The organism is Polaribacter sp. BM10, from assembly GCF_002005425.1.
In the GTDB taxonomy this organism is placed as follows: Bacteria; Bacteroidota; Bacteroidia; order Flavobacteriales; family Flavobacteriaceae; genus Polaribacter; species Polaribacter marinaquae.
This window is the reverse complement of the sequence record NZ_CP019704.1, coordinates 2,230,611-2,246,707: the sequence shown is the minus strand read 5'-3', so window position 1 is coordinate 2,246,707 and position 16,097 is coordinate 2,230,611. Positions and strand designations below refer to the sequence as shown.

The window sequence follows — 16,097 nt, the reverse complement described above, 5'->3', positions numbered from 1 at the left end:
TCGATAATGAAAAAATCAATAGTAGTTTTATTAAGTGTTTTAACGCTTATTAGTTGCTCTAAATCGCAAACAGCAGTTGTTGAAAAAAGTGCTAATTTAGATCATACAGCAATAAAAAAATCGATGATAAAAGCCCTAGAATGGCAAGAGGCACATCCTATTTTTGCAATTGCACCCACAGATTGGACAGCAGGGGCCTACTATACAGGTGTTGCAAGAGCACACAAAACAACTAAAAATATGATGTATATGGCTGCACTTAAAAACCAAGCATATTGGAATAAGTGGCAAACTTACGATCGCTTACACCATGCAGATGATGTAGCAATTTCGTACAGCTATTTATATGTTGCTAGAAACGAAAAAAGAAGAAATTTTGCAGATTTAGAACCTACAAAAAAGTTTTTAGACACGCATTTATTTGAAGATAATAACTGGAAAGCAGGTACAAACAAAAGTAAAGAAGACAAAACTATTTTATGGTGGTGGTGTGATGCTTTATTTATGGCTCCTCCAGTAGTTAATTTATATGCAAAACATACAAAGCAACCTAAATACTTAGAAGCAATGCATAAATATTATATGGAAGCATATAATAGATTGTATGATAAAGAAGAAAATTTATTTGCAAGAGATATGCGTTTTGTTTGGAAAGGAACAAAAGAGGATAGAAAAGAACCAAATGGTAAAAAAGTATTTTGGTCAAGAGGAAATGGATGGGTAATTGGTGGTTTGGCGTTACTTTTAGATGATATGCCAAAAGATTATGAACACAGAGATTTTTATGTAAGCCTTTATAAAGAAATGGCAGCTAAAATCTTAGAAATTCAGCCAGAAGATGGTTTATGGAGAACAAGTTTGTTAAGTCCAGAATCTTATAATCATGGAGAAGTAAGTGGAAGTGGTTTTTACACATTTGCTTTAGCTTGGGGTATTAACAATGGTTTATTAGACAAAAAACATACTTCTGCAGTAAAAAAAGCATGGAGTGGTTTAGCTGCTTGCCAACACGAAGATGGTAGAGTAGGTTGGGTACAAAATATTGGTGCTTTTCCAGAACCTGCATCTGCAGATAGTTGGCAAAATTTTGGTACTGGTGCGTATTTATTGGCTGGTAGTGAAATATTAAAATTGAAGTAAATAATTTTAAAAAAAAATATTAAAATCGAGGGTAAAATCCTCGATTTTTTTACGTTAAATAAACAGTGTTAAGTATTTTAATATTGTTGGTTGCAAAAGTAAATCAGGACTACACAGGATAGATATTACTTTGTATAAAAGTAAATTTATAGACTACAATAATTTACAATATAATTTAAAATTTAATAAATCAATCAATAAATAACATGATGAAAAATATAACTGCTATCAAATTAGTTCTTTTAGTCTTTCTATTAAATCTATTTAATGCATGTATATCTACTGAAGCTAATAGTTCTAATAGCAAAGAAGATGATGAAATTACTAGCAAGGTGAACGACTTATTAAGTCAAATGACTTTAGAAGAAAAAATTGCAGAAATGACCCAAGATGCTCCTGCAAACGAAAGATTAGGAATCCCGTATATGAAATATGCAGAAGCATTACATGGTGTTTGGCTTGTTTTAGATTATTATGGTAATACAACCGTGTATCCACAGGCAATTGCTGCTGCTTCTACATGGCAACCAGAGTTGGTTAAAAAAATGGCTTCACAAACCGCTTTAGAAGCTAGAACTTTAGGCGTTACACACACCTATTCACCTAACTTAGATGTAATTTCCGGTGATCCAAGATATGGTCGTGTAGAAGAATCTTACGGAGAAGACCCTTATTTGGTGTCTAGAATGGGTGTTGCATTTATACAAGGTTTACAAGGAATAGGTAAGGAAAGATTTGATGAAAACCATGTAATTGCAACAGCAAAGCACTTTATCGGTTATCCAGAAAACAGACGAGGAATTAATGGTGGTTTTAGCGATATGTCAGAACGTCGTTTACGAGAAGTTTATTTACCTCCTTTTGAGGCTGCTATTAAAGAAGCAAAGGTTGGTGCTGTTATGCCAGGGCATCAAGATTATAATGGTGTTCCAAACCATATGAACACATGGTTACTAAAAGATATTTTACGTGATGAATTAGGTTTTGATGGTTTTATTGTTTCTGATAATAATGATGTTGCCCGTTTAGGAACCATGCATTTTATTGCAGAAACTAGAACAGAATCGGCTATTTTAGGTTTAAAAGCTGGTGTTGATATGGACTTAGTTATTGGAAAGAATGAGAAATTAGCAGCATATAATACCAAAGTTTTAAAAGATACGATAACTAAGAATCCTGATTTAGAAAAGTATATAGACAAAGCAACATCTCGTATTTTAAAAGCAAAATATCAATTGGGTTTATTTGATTCTGAACAAAAAGAGATTGATAAAAAAACTATTAACGCAGGTAGAAAAGAACATCAAGAATTTTCTTATGAAATGGCTAAAAAAGCAATTATTTTATTAAAAAATGATAATAATACATTGCCTTTAGACATGTCTAAAATAAAATCGTTAGCAGTAATTGGACCAAATGCACACGAAGAAAGACCTAAAAAAGGAACCTATTCTTTATTAGGAGGCTATTCTGGTTTACCACCATTTTATGTTTCTGCTTTAGATGGAATAAAAGCCAAAGTAGGAGATAAAGTAAAAATTAATTATGCAAAAGGATGTGATTTATTAAGCAATTCTAAAGCAGGTTTTCCAGCAGCAATTGCTGCTGCAAAAAAATCTGATGCTGTTATTTTGGTTATTGGTGGTTCTAGAAAAACTGGCGGCGAAGGTGTAGATAGAGCTAATTTAGATTTGTATGGTGTGCAAAAAGAATTGGTAAAAGCAATTCATAAAACAGGTAAGCCAGTTGTGGCTGTTTTAATTAATGGAAGACCATTGTCAATTAACTATGTAGCAGAAAATATTCCATCAATTTTAGAAACTTGGTATTTAGGTATGCGTTCTGGAGATGCCATTGCAGATGCTATTTTTGGCGATGTGAATCCAGGAGGAAAATTAACAGTTTCTTTTCCGAGGTCTGTAGGTCAAGTTCCTGTTACTTATTTACAAAGACCAGATTTTATTGGATCTGGTAAAGGGTTGTTTAAAGATGCCGACAAATCTCCGTTGTTTCCTTTTGGATATGGGTTAAGCTACACAACGTTTACATACAGTAAACCAAAATTTAAAAATGCTTCAATTTCTAAAGATGAAAGCACAACAGTTTCTGTAGATGTAACCAATACAGGAAAAAGAGCTGGAGATGAAGTGGTACAAATGTATGTTAGAGACGATTACGCTTCTGTTGGGCGTTACAACAAAATGCTAAAAGGATTTGAACGTATTTCGCTTGAACCAGGAGAAACTAAAACCGTAACTTTTACCTTAGGTTTTGATGAATTAAATATTTTAAATCAACAAATGAAAAAAGTGGTAGAACCAGGTTCATTTACCATTTCAGTTGGTGCATCATCCTTAGAAAAAGATTTACATAAAGCGATATTAACAGTAAAATAGAAACTCTATTTAATTCAAAAAAAAGCCTTTTATAATTTTATTTATAAGAGGTTTTTTTATGTTTAAGCCTCAAGACTCTGCAGGATTAATTTATTGTTTATATAGGTTAACTTTAGGTATTAAATAAATATGTTTTAAAATGTTTAAAAAGCTAATTTTTTCGTTTATAATTTTATGTTTTTCAAGTGCTGTGTTAGCTAAGAGTTCTAATTTTTCGAGTATAAATGTAAATATGATTGCTCATTTAACAGAAAAAGAAGTGTTATTAGACACTTTAAAACATCCTCGTATTTGGGTTTCACCAAAAGATAGAAAAGGTATTTTAGATAATATTTCGAAATATCCTTGGGCCAATAGTTTGTTTAGTCAATTGAAAAAAAATCAATCTTCTAAATATTTAAATCATGCGAAAAATCCATCAGAAGAAATAAATTTAATACCTAATTTACCCGGAGATAGAAAAATACATAGAACAATATTAAATGATGGTGTAGAATGTGCAATACTTTATTATCTAACAGAAGATGAAAAATATGCCCAAATAGCATCAGATATAGTATATCAATATGTAAAAATGATAAGTATTAAAGATCCTTTAAAACTAAAGTTCTACCATAAAAAGTTTAATCATTTAATACAAACAAGAGAACATTTTCCGAGAGTAGCAATGATATACGATTTTGTACAGCCCTATTTAACTAAGCCAAGTACAAAAGTTTATGATATAAGTACTAAAAATAAAGTGCGTTTTAATTTTAAAATAGCTCAAAAAGCTTTTGAAGTGATGGCAAATAATGTAATAAAATTGGGTGGTAATAATTCCAATCATCCTGTTTTAGAACTTCCGGGTGCTTTGTACGCTATAATTTGCATGGATAATAAAATAGCACGAGACCGTTATTTTGATAAAATTTTAAATGGATTGGCAAGGTCTAGGCAACCAGGAATTAATTGGATGTTAAATAGATTTAGTAAAGAAGATCGCTTATGGCCTGAATCTGCAGGTTATGGTAAGTTTACTCATGCTTTATTTATTCAGTTAATGAATATTATTGATAGATATCAACCAAATTTAAAGATTATAGATAATCATAAAGACATTTTAGAAAGTGTTTTTATTTATGAAAACTTTTTATATCCAAACGGTGCAACTATGGCTTACGGAGACATTGGTAGAAGTTTTACCAATCATGCTCATATTTATAGAAATGTTTTAAAAATTGCAGAAAGAAAAGGATATACGGCGTTAAAAAATAGAGCAGCTACTGTATTGCAAAAAATTTATAAAGAAGAAGGTGGCTATAATCCAATAATAAAAAATCAAAGATTAGAATGGAACAATCCATTACAGTTATTGTGGGGTGTAAATATTGATACTTTAGTAAGTGATGCTGGTGAGCCTAAATATAGAACTGTAAAAGCAACTCACGCAGGTATTGTAATGCAACGTAATTATTCTGGTAAAGATGATAAACAGAATGGTTTAATGTATTACACTGGTGGCGGTACTTATGTTCATGCGCACGCATCAGGCTTAGATATGGAGTTGTACGGATCAGGATATGTTATTGGACCAGATTACGGAGGATCTGCTAGTGGTTATGGATCTAAACTTCATGAACAATACGCTGTTTCTTATGCAGCACATAATACAATTATTGTAAATGGTACTTCTGGTAGAGGCTCTAAAATAAATGGGAATAGTACATGGCAAAATATTGTAAATCCTGTGGTTTTAAAAGCTTCAGAGCCAAAAACGTATGTAAATGCTATTGCACAAAGTTTTAGTTTTTCTACCCAGTTTTTAGATGATGTTATTAATAATGTAAATCAGCAACGTACTAATAGCATTGTAAGAACTAGTGCAACTTCTGGTTATTATGTCGATATTTTTAGATCAGTTTCAATAATTAAAAATAATTTTCATGATTATTTATTTCATGGTCTAGGAGATAAAATGCAAATAAAATCGAAAAATAATAATTTGTTTATGGTAGATACTCCAAACAGATTTCAAAATGATACAGGAGATGCAAGAAAACAACCAGGTTGGAGGTGGTTTTCTAATGCTAAAACATCTTTATTAACCAGCAATCCTGTTACTACAAGATTTGATTTACAGGTTACAAAAGATTATTTACACATGAGTATTCCTGGAGGTGTTACAAAAGAATATAGTGCTGTACTTGCACCACCAACACAAGAAGTAAGTAACGGATATGATAAAAAAGACACTCAGGTTTTTATAATGCGTAAATACGGTGAAGCTTGGAATAAACCCTTTATTGCGATTTACGAACCCTCTAAAAGTAATAAGCCAACAGTAAAAAGAACAGAAAATATTATTATTGATAACAAAATTATTGGAGTAAAAGTTATTTCTAAGGTAGACGGACAAGAAATTCAAGATATTATATTGTCAAATGACAACGATACAACAACCTTAAAATTACCGAAATTTAATATTGTTTTTACGGGTAGATTTGCGATTGTTAGAACTTTAATTAAGGCAAATAAAACTAATGTTTACCTGTATTTAGGTGATGGTAAAGAACTTCATTTTTTAAATAAAAAAGTTAAGGGAGATATAGATGGTAAGGCATATTTAGAGTATATTTTGAATTATGATATATCAAAAAACAAAAATTAAATTATATAACAGTATGTAAGTAGTTTAAATATTTGACGCTTTAATTTAATAAATACTTTAAGGTCAGGATAGGTCAGGATGGTAAATTAAAATTTTTTACGAAACTTTACCATACTAATAACGATTTATAAAACTTATGTTAATAAAAGGAATTCAGAATAATACTTTCAAATCAATACTATTTTTTGTTATTGTTTTATTTACGTTTTGTGCTTTTGCACAAGATGCACCACCTTCTGATGGTGTTTTTAGGTTACAAAATGTAGCAACAGGAAAATATTTAACAGATGCAGGTTCAAGTGCATCTGCTGTAACGATGTCAGATTCAGGAGAAAATGTAAGTACCCATTTTAAATTTGTACAAAGTGGCTCTTTTTACAATATAGATAGTGAAGTTTTAGGAATACTGCGTGCTCCTGGTGCGGGTGGTCCTGGAGGTGCTTATGTAGTTGTTAGTACAACTAAAAGTTCACCGGCTTCAGATACAGATAAAACATGGACTATATTTCATAATCAAACAGATGATACTTATAGATTTGGCTCTAGAACATCAGGTAGGTTTCTGTATCATGAAGAAAATGGTACTGTAACTCATGCTATTGCAGCAGATACAGATAACAGAAGTAATTGGAAACTTGTTCCTTTCGTAGAAGTTGCCGTAGAAGTAGCTTCAGACGAAGATACAAGTACAGACCTTAATTGTCCATCCTCTGGAGAATTTCAAAATAATAGTACTAGAAATGTAGATATATCTAATCCTGTAAATGTAGGAACTGCAGATGATAGAAGTTGTTATTCTGATTATTCAGAAAGTACTGTAAATAATAAAACGTGGGGTGTCTATAATATTACTGCTGGTTCTAACCATTGGGATGGCGCTACATTACAACCAAGAATAGAGCGTTCTATGCCAAGATCTGGAGAAACTGGTGTGGGTAGTTTTGCAAGATTTAACGGAACTTTTAGAATTCTAGAAGTAGGTGAATTATCAGGTAATGGAACTGGTAGCCAAGATGGAAGTTATTTAGCACAAGCAAAAGGAAAACACTCTGGCGGTGGCGGTTCTAATGACCCCGCAATTTGCTTGTATTTAGCAAAGGCTGTTTATGGCACTGGTATTAATGCAGATAAACAAGTAGCTTTTAATATATATGCAGAACGTATTTTAGAAAGAGGAGGAGAAGGCAGTGGAAGAGAAGTTGTTTTTCTAAAAAGAGTAAATAAAAATGAAGAAGTTGATTTTCAATTAGAAGTTGGTTTTAGAGCAGATCCAAATGATTCAACAAAAAAAATACATTATTGTGATGCTATAATTGGAGGAGAAGCTTTTAATTATAACATTCCAGAACCTGAAAGAGGTTTAGAATCGGGGATAAGATATGGTGCTTATCGAGTTAAAGGAGGTAGAGCTCAGTTTAGATGGGCAAACACTACATATCAAAAAGTAGAAAAAGAAGATAGCAATGTAGCAGAGCCTTCTGATGATATTTTTAGATTAAGAAATGTTGCAACAGGCAAGTTTTTAACAGATGCAGGTTCTAGTGCAACACCAGTTACAATGACAGATTCTGGAGATGCAACTAATACTCATTGGACTTTTGTGAAATCTGGAGATTATTTTAATATAGATAGTGAAAGTTTTGGAATAATAAGAGCTTTAGGAACAGGAGGAGTAGTTAGTACATCAAAAGCTGCACCTTCTTCTGATAGCGATAAAGTATGGACTATACGCGACACTGGAACTGAGAATGTATTTAGATTTGAAGCTAGAAACAATGGTAGATTTTTATATCATGAAGAAGATGGTAGCGTTTCTAATATTGCTGCTTCTGATAGTGACCAAAGAAGTTTTTGGGAAGCGATTCCAACAAGTCAATCATTAAGTATAAGTAATGAAGAGTTGTTGTCAAAATCAATAAAAGTTTATCCAAATCCGGCTAAAGAAAATTTCACCATAGAAATTAGCAATTTAAACAGTTCAAAAGTTGAAATTTTTAATCTTATAGGAAAACTTATATTTACCAAAGAAGTAAAAGAAAAGAAAATTCAAATAAACAACTATAATAGATTTAAGCAAGGAGTCTATTTTGTAAAAGTTACTACAAAAGACAACAATAAAGTGTATCGCAAAAAACTTATAATTAAGTAAATTATAATTTTATATTAATAAAAAAGCCAGAAGAATATTCTTCTGGCTTTTTTTATTTTAATTTAATCAGGATAAAACAGGATACAGATTAAACTTAATCTTCATAATTTCATAATTCATAAAATATATTTAGAATGAAAAGACGTAACTTTCTACAACTCTCTGCATTTGCAGGTGTAGGCTTATCATTACCAATGTCAGGAATATTAAATGGCTGTTCTAATCAACTAGAACATTCTTTAGAATTTAAAAACTTAATCACAGGTTTATTAAAAGATTGGAGTGATGGTATGTTGAAAGTTCAAATCAATAATCCATCTAATTTAGATGTTCATGGTGCATTAGGTTGCCCATCTTGTTCTCATATTCATGGACGATGTATGGATGCCGTCTATCCGTTTTTATACATGGCAGATAAAACTGGTGATCAAAAATATGTAGAAGGCGCAAAATTAGTAATGCTTTGGGCAGAAAACAATGTCTCTCAAGAAAGTGGAGCTTGGACCGTAATTAAAAACCCAAAATCTTGGAAAGGAATTACCGTTTTCGGAGCCATAGCGTTAGCAGAAGCATTGCATTATCATGGTCATGTTTTAGATGAAGAAACTCGCAAAGCTTGGACAATTCGTTTAGAAAAAGCAGGACAATACATTTATGATACTTTTACAATAGATTTTACCAATATCAATTATCCAGGAACAGCTGTTTATGGCCTAAATTTAATTGGAAATGTTGTAAAAAGAGATGATTTTAAAGCGAAGAGTAAAACTTTAGCGACTCAAGTAAAAGCTTATTTTACAGAAAATGAAGGCTTATTATTTGGTGAATGTAAAAAAAGCTCAAGTAAGCTAAGTGAAAAAGGCTTACATGGAGTTGATTTAGGTTATAATGTAGAAGAAACGCTGAATAGTTTAGTAATGTATGCATTAAAAGAGAAAGATGATGAATTACTACAAATCTTAACCAAATCATTAAACAGTCATTTAGAGTTTATGTTGCCAGATGGTGCTTGGGATAATAGTTGGGGTAACAGAATGTATAAATGGAGTTATTGGGGAAGTAGAACTTGTGATGGTAGTCAACCAGCATTCGCAATGATGGCAAATATCAATCCAGCATATGGTACAGCAGCCGTAAAAAATACAGAACTATTACAAAGATGTACTGCAGATGGATTAATTCATGGAGGTCCTGGTTTTATTGAAGCAGGAATTCCTGCTTGTGTGCATCATACATTTACACATGCCAAACCTTTAGCAGCTTTATTAGATCATTGGGATCATTTACCAGAAATAAATGCAAATGCAAGTTTGCCAAGAGCAACCGCAGATGGTGTAAAACACTTTAAAGATTTAGATGTTTATCTTTTTGCAAGAGGAGATTGGAGAGGTACTGTAAGTGCTTACGATGCAGAATATCATTACAAATACGATTTTAGACAAGCATCAGGTGGAGCTTTAGGTGTTTTATATCATAACAAAGTCGGACTTTTATGTGCTGCAAGTATGGCAGAATATCATTTAGTAGAAAAAAACAATCAGCAACCACAACCAGGTAAAGATATTTGTTTAACGCCAAGAATTGAAACTTTTAAAGACGAGGTTTGGTACACAAACTTATACGATTTACCAGCAACAGTAGCAACTAAAGATACAAAAGGAATTATTGAATTAATTGCTGATGTAAAGTTAAAAAATGTAGACAGAGAAGAAGTTTTAGGAACTGCTTCTGCATTTGATATTGCCTACAATTGTACTGCTGATAAAACAGAAATTACAGTAACTACACAACAAGATATCAAAGCACAAACTGCTTTTGTATTGCCAATAATTTCTCCTTCAAGTGAAGTTATTTCAAAAATTAGTGAGAACGAAATTACCATTCAAAAACCAGAAGGATTGGTAACCATTAAGGCAACAGCACCAATTAAGACAAAAGAAATGGAAGGAAAAAGAACTTTTAACATGGTTCCAGGAGTAGAAGCCTTACCATTAGAAGTGTTTTTCGAAAAAGGAAGTAAAGAATTAGAAATATCAATAACCGTAAGTTAATTTTTTCTGATTCTATTTTATTACAATTTATGCAATAATCACAGAAATTTAATACCTGTCTAAAAATTTACAAATGATTAAAAGGTACCCATTCATATTAATTTTTCTTATAGGTGTTTTTTATGGATGCGAATCCTCATCAGTGATAAAAGTAAACGATTTAAAATGTGAATATCGCAAGAATCCATTAGGAATAGAGAATATAAAACCTCGTTTAAGCTGGAAACTTTTTGAAACAAATCAAACTAGAGGACAAAAACAAACTGCTTATCAAGTTCTTGTAGCTAGTAGTTTAGAGAATCTTGATAAAAATATTGCAGATGTTTGGGATTCTGGTAAGGTAGATTCCAATCAATCTGTGAATAACACGTATAAAGGAAATGAATTACAATCTGCGAAACCCTATTTCTGGAAAGTAAAAGTTTGGGATAAGGATGGGTATGCCTCAAATTGGAGCGATTATGGGAAATTTTCAATGGGCTTATTAAAACAATCAGATTGGAAAGGTGATTGGATTTTAAAACCGAATCAGAAAAAAACAGACCATAATTGGTACAGAAAAAATGTAACACTTTCAGATAAAGCTTCATCAGCATTTGTGTTTGTTGGGTCTTTCGGGTATCACGAATTGTATGTAAATGGAGAAAAAATTACAGAAAATGTAATGAATCCTGTATCAACTTACATGAAAAAAAGGATTGCTTATTTAACCTATGATATTTCTGATAAACTAAAAAAAGGAGATAATGTTATTGCCATTTGGCACGCTGCAGGTTGGTCTCGTTGGCGAAGAATTAGAGAATATAGAAACATCCCTTTTGTATTTAAAGCACAAGCCGAAATTGTTGCAGGAGGTAAACAAATTACTCTAAAAACAGACACTACTTGGAAAACTAAAAAAAGTCATACGGAATATTATGGAGATTGGGATATTTTACGTTTTGGAGGAGAAACCATTGATGACCGTAAACGGGAAGATGATTGGAATACGGCAGAATATGATGATAGCAGTTGGATGAATGCCAGTGTGTATAATCACAAAGAACTGAATGCGAAAATACCAGAAGGCAACAACATTAGTTTTGCCTTAAATAGTAATAAAGATAGAGAAGTACGCGCATTATATAGCCCTATTAGAGCTACTTTAAGTGCGCAAATGGTAGAGCCTCAAGTAAAATTTAAAGCAATAAAAGCGATTGGAGTTGATAAAAATGATGATGGAAGCTACAGAATTGATATGGGAGAAAATTATACTGGTTTTTTCGAAATGGATTTGTATCAAGGGCAAGAAGGAGATTCTATTTTATTTGAAATTAGCGACAGAACAGAAGTACAATCGAATTGGAAACAGAAAAGTAAATACATTTTTGGGAAATCAAGTAAAGGGAAATTTCAAAATCGATTTAATGTCGCAGGCGGACGTTGGATTACCATTCACGGATTAAAATATCAACCTAAAATAGAAGATGCAACAGGTTATGTTGTTACAAACAATCGTAAACAGATTAGTAGTTTTAAATCCTCAAGTGAGCAATTAAATCAGATTTATCAAGTGAACTTAAACACTTATTTAGCCAATACTATGGATGGTATTTTAGTAGATTGTCCACATCGTGAACGTCGTGGTTGGGGAGAAGTAACAGTAGCTGCAATGTATGGAGATGCTTTGCCAAATTTTGAGAGTGGCGCTTATATGGATCAGTATTTACAATACACAAGAGATGCACAATTACCAGATGGAAAAACACGTGCTGTGATTAATGAAGAAGATCGTCCGTTTTTAATGTGGAAAGCAAATAACCCACTAACTGTTTGGGAAACCTACAGAATGTTGGGTGATAAAAAAGTATTGAAAGACAATTATAAGTCTATGCAAAAATGGATGTCTTGGTTGTATGAAAATTCAAATTACAAAACAAAAGGAGCCATAAAAGCAGGCAAACAGGGCTTAAGAGAATTTCCAGGATTGGGAGATTGGTGTACACCAAGAGGTAACTTCTGGACAAGTAGTAACTCGCCAGAAGCCATTCATTTTAACAACTGTTTGTATGCGTTTATGTTAGAAAATGCAATGAATATTGCAGCCGTTTTAGGTAAAACCGAAGATGCTAAAACTTATAAGAATAGACTGAAGGTTCAACAAGAAGCGACACATAAATTATCCTATAATCCAGAAACTGGAAAATATGTAAAAGGATATCAAGTAGATCAAGCTTTTGCCTTAATATCTGGCGTAACACCAGCATCAGAAAAAGAAAAAGTAGCAGCCAATTTAGTGGATAATGTCTTGTATAAATTTCCGTATTACGATACAGGAAGTTCTGGTCAGGCACTTTATACGCGTTATTTTACAGAGTATGGAGAGCGTATGGATTTAATTTACGAGTTGTTAAGAGACAAGCATCACCCTAGTTATGGTTATTTTTTAGAACAAGGAAAAACAGTTTGGCCAGAACGTTGGTCTGCAGTTGGAAACAGTCAAATACATACGTGTTATACTGGAATTGGCGGATATTTTATCAAAGGTTTTGGCGGAATTCGCCCAAATCCTGAAGAATTAGGAATGCAAAATATGATTGTAAAACCTGCACCTGTTGGCGATTTAACTTATGCAAACACAAGCTATGAATCGATGTATGGAAACGTAGTTGTAAACTGGAAAAAAGAAGATAATGGCGCAACATTTCACATTGAAATCCCGGTAAATACGAGAGCTAAAGTCTATTTACCAGCAACAAGTAAAGACGGAATCAGTGAAAATGGTCTTTTAGTAGAGAAATCGGACAATATCACTTATGTAGGAACAGAAAAGAGTAAAGCTGTTGGTAATTATGTAGTTTATAATGTTACTTCTGGAGTTTACAATTTTAAGGTGGATCAAATGCCTAAGACCCAATTTCCAGAACCTTTAGCAGATTCAAAAAACTTAGCAAAACTAGGAAGAATGAATGCTTCGTCAATGTTTATTAAAACAGAAAAACTACCCGTTTTTGAAGCTTTTAGAGTAAATGATGAAGATGAAGAAACACGTTGGTTAGCAACAGAAACTAAAAATCAATATTTAGAAGTAGAATGGGTAAAACCACAGACGTTTAATCAGATTATTGTTGATGAATATGAAAATAATATCACTTCTTATAAACTACAATATTTAGAAAATGGTAAATGGAAAGATATTGTAAAAGGAACTAGTTGTGGTGCAATCAAAACGCATCAATTTGATCAAATAAAAACCACAAAAGTTAGGGTTTTTATTGTTGATGCAAAACAACCACCTTCAATTAAAGAAATTAAAATTTTTGATAAAAATTAATTAAAAATGTTCAAATTAAACCTTAAAAAAGAAGTCTTATTTCTACTTACGATTCTTTTTACAACCTTAGTAAATTTTGCAGCTACGTCGCCAAATTGGGAAGGCGCTCAATGGATTTGGCAAGAAGAAGATGGTCCATCTAACACATGGATGAGTTTTAGAAAAACAATTGCAGTAGAAGAAATTCCGGAAATAGTTGAAGCACATATTGCTGTAGATAGCAAGTTTTGGTTATGGATAAACGGAGAAATGGTAATTTTTGAAGGAGGTTTGTCAAGAGGCCCAAGTCAAGCAGGAGACTGGAATAGAAAGAAAAAAATAACACCTACAAACTCTTGGTACGAAACGATTAATATTCAACCTTATTTAAAAAAAGGTAACAATACTATTGCAATATTAGTTTGGTTTTGGGGAAGAGAAACACATAAAGGCACCCATATTGATAGTGGAAAAGGAGGTCTTTTGTTTTCTGCACAAATTGGAAATCAAAAATTAGTTTCTAATGCATCTTGGAAAGCCATTCAACACCCAGCCTACAACAATAACATACCACCTGCGAGTAAAGCTTTAGTTCAGTATCCTGTGCAGTTTGATGCTAAAAAGTCCATGGGAGATTGGTCTAAAAATGCTTGGTATACTTCTAATTTTGATGATAGTAATTGGCCAAAATCCTTAGAAAAAGGAAATGCAGGTATTGCACCTTGGTATAATCTAGAGCCGAATATTGTACCTCAGTTAATAAACCATGGTTTAGAAAATTATAAAAATCATAATGATTTACAATTTCCATTTATAAGCAATGGAAAAGTTATAAAATGCAAACTTCCTTTTAATAAACAAATTACACCGTATTTAGAAGTCGAGGCAAAAGCTGGCGATACAATTTTTGTAACAACAGACAATCGACTTAATAAAATTACAGCAACTTATATCACCAAAGCAGGAACTCAGAAATTTGAAAGTTTTTCTTGGATGAATGGTAATGAAATATGTTATACCATTCCAAAAGGTGTTAAAGTAAAAGCATTAAAGTACAGGTGGATGAGTGTAGGAGAAATGGTTGGTGATTTTGAAATTGATGATCCATTTTATAACCGTTTATGGTGGATGGGAAATAATACCTTATTTGTTTGTGCTCGAGATAATTTTATGGATTGCCCAGATAGAGAGCGTGCACTTTGGATTGGAGATGTAGCCGACCAAACAGGTTACCTATTTTATTCTATGGATAATGCAGGGCGCCAACTACTTAAAAAGGCGATTCTGCAAACGATGTCTTTTAGTCAAGATGGTGTAATAGGTGCGTTAGGTCCTTTAAGAGTTCGCGAATTGGTGGCACAAAGTTTACAATTCATTGCTCAAGGGATTTGGCCTTATTATTTAAATACTGGCGACAAAGAAACCTTACAAAAGGTGTATCCATTTGTATATGAGTATTTAGTATTATTTCCAATGCAAGAAAACGGATTGCCAGAATATCGTAAAAGGAAAAGTCCAGATGCTTGGGATTGGGTAGATTGGGGAGTTAAGAACACAGCAGATAAAGAACCAATTCAAGCAGCTTTTTATTATTTAGCTTTATCTAAAGCCAAAGAAATGGCAGAAGTTTTAGGAGAAGACGCGCACGCCAAATGGTATAAAGACCGAATGAAGAAGATGAAACCTGCATTTGAAAAAGTATACTGGAAGAACGGATTTTACAGTAGCAATGCAGAAAAATTAAAAGACGATAGAGCTAATGCTATTGCAATTGTTTCAGGAATTGCAAATTCAAAATTTCACAATCAAATTGTAGATAATGTTTTAATTCCAAATCGTTTTTCAAGTCCACATTTTGAGTGGCTTGCAGAAGAAGCAATGTGTATGGCAGGCAGACATAGCGCCTCTTTAGCAAGAATGAAAGACCAGTACCAAAGTCAAGTAGATAAAAAATCGATGTCTACTTTGTATGAAATGTTTCCAAAAGGCGGAAGTTACAATCACGCTTGGAATGGTTCCAATAAAATTTTATCAAAATACATAGCTGGAGTTGCACCAACTAAAGTAGGGTGGAGCGAATACCAAATATTGCCAAATCTGGTATATTTTAAGCAATTGAAAAAAGTGATTCCAACAGTAAAAGGAAACATTACCATTGATTTAGAAGTAAAACATAACGCATATCAATTAGAATTACTATCACCAGAGAATACCACAGCAATAATTGGGATTCCTAAGACAGGTAAATTAATAACAGAAGTGTTTGCAAATGGAAAATTGGTTTGGAAAAAAGGTAGAAACAAAAAAAAGGTAAAAGGGTTTGATTTTTTTAGTGAAAACGAAAAGTTTCTAAAATTTAAAGTTCAAGCTGGTTTTTGGAAAATTAATGCTACTTATAATTAGATTTAAATAAATTTTT

The 16,097-nt window shown here is 32.4% G+C and carries 7 protein-coding genes; all 7 read left to right on the top strand.

Annotated features, from left to right (window positions below; translation table 11 throughout):
* Window positions 1-6: 6 nt before the first annotated feature.
* The 7 genes from BXQ17_RS09895 to BXQ17_RS09865 all read left to right on the top strand — a co-directional run bounded on the left by BXQ17_RS09895 (window position 7) and on the right by BXQ17_RS09865 (window position 16,081).
* Window positions 7-1,140, top strand: a complete 1,134-nt coding sequence (locus BXQ17_RS09895) for a glycoside hydrolase family 105 protein (protein ID WP_077810491.1) — start codon at window positions 7-9, stop codon at window positions 1,138-1,140.
* A gap of 206 nt (window positions 1,141-1,346) precedes the next feature.
* Window positions 1,347-3,536 carry a beta-xylosidase gene (locus tag BXQ17_RS09890; protein WP_254712364.1) on the top strand — a complete coding sequence of 730 codons (2,190 nt, stop codon included), beginning with the start codon at window positions 1,347-1,349 and terminating at the stop codon, window positions 3,534-3,536.
* A gap of 232 nt (window positions 3,537-3,768) precedes the next feature.
* Window positions 3,769-6,186 carry a heparinase II/III family protein gene (locus tag BXQ17_RS09885; RefSeq protein WP_187661392.1) on the top strand — a complete coding sequence of 806 codons (2,418 nt, stop codon included), beginning with the start codon at window positions 3,769-3,771 and terminating at the stop codon, window positions 6,184-6,186.
* A gap of 136 nt (window positions 6,187-6,322) precedes the next feature.
* Complete coding sequence (locus BXQ17_RS09880) at window positions 6,323-8,335, top strand: RICIN domain-containing protein (RefSeq protein WP_077810488.1); 2,013 nt, start codon at window positions 6,323-6,325, stop codon at window positions 8,333-8,335.
* A 134-nt stretch (window positions 8,336-8,469) separates the two neighbouring features.
* Complete coding sequence (locus BXQ17_RS09875; RefSeq protein ID WP_077810486.1) at window positions 8,470-10,386, top strand: hypothetical protein; 1,917 nt, start codon at window positions 8,470-8,472, stop codon at window positions 10,384-10,386.
* A 73-nt stretch (window positions 10,387-10,459) separates the two neighbouring features.
* Window positions 10,460-13,699, top strand: coding sequence for a family 78 glycoside hydrolase catalytic domain (locus tag BXQ17_RS09870; protein WP_077810485.1), 3,240 nt, complete (start codon window positions 10,460-10,462; stop codon window positions 13,697-13,699).
* 6 nt (window positions 13,700-13,705) lie between these two features.
* Window positions 13,706-16,081 carry an alpha-L-rhamnosidase C-terminal domain-containing protein gene (locus tag BXQ17_RS09865; RefSeq protein WP_077810484.1) on the top strand — a complete coding sequence of 792 codons (2,376 nt, stop codon included), beginning with the start codon at window positions 13,706-13,708 and terminating at the stop codon, window positions 16,079-16,081.
* Window positions 16,082-16,097: the final 16 nt, after the last annotated feature.

Bases quoted from the DNA above. Each gene is read 5' to 3' on its own strand.
- BXQ17_RS09890 (WP_254712364.1), top strand. From the start codon at position 1,347: ATGATGAAAAATATAACTGCTATCAAATTAGTTCTTTTAGTCTTTCTA.
- BXQ17_RS09895 (WP_077810491.1), top strand. From the start codon at position 7: ATGAAAAAATCAATAGTAGTTTTATTAAGTGTTTTAACGCTTATTAGT.
- BXQ17_RS09865 (WP_077810484.1), top strand. From the start codon at position 13,706: ATGTTCAAATTAAACCTTAAAAAAGAAGTCTTATTTCTACTTACGATT.
- BXQ17_RS09875 (WP_077810486.1), top strand. From the start codon at position 8,470: ATGAAAAGACGTAACTTTCTACAACTCTCTGCATTTGCAGGTGTAGGC.
- BXQ17_RS09870 (WP_077810485.1), top strand. From the start codon at position 10,460: ATGATTAAAAGGTACCCATTCATATTAATTTTTCTTATAGGTGTTTTT.
- BXQ17_RS09885 (WP_187661392.1), top strand. From the start codon at position 3,769: ATGATTGCTCATTTAACAGAAAAAGAAGTGTTATTAGACACTTTAAAA.
- BXQ17_RS09880 (WP_077810488.1), top strand. From the start codon at position 6,323: ATGTTAATAAAAGGAATTCAGAATAATACTTTCAAATCAATACTATTT.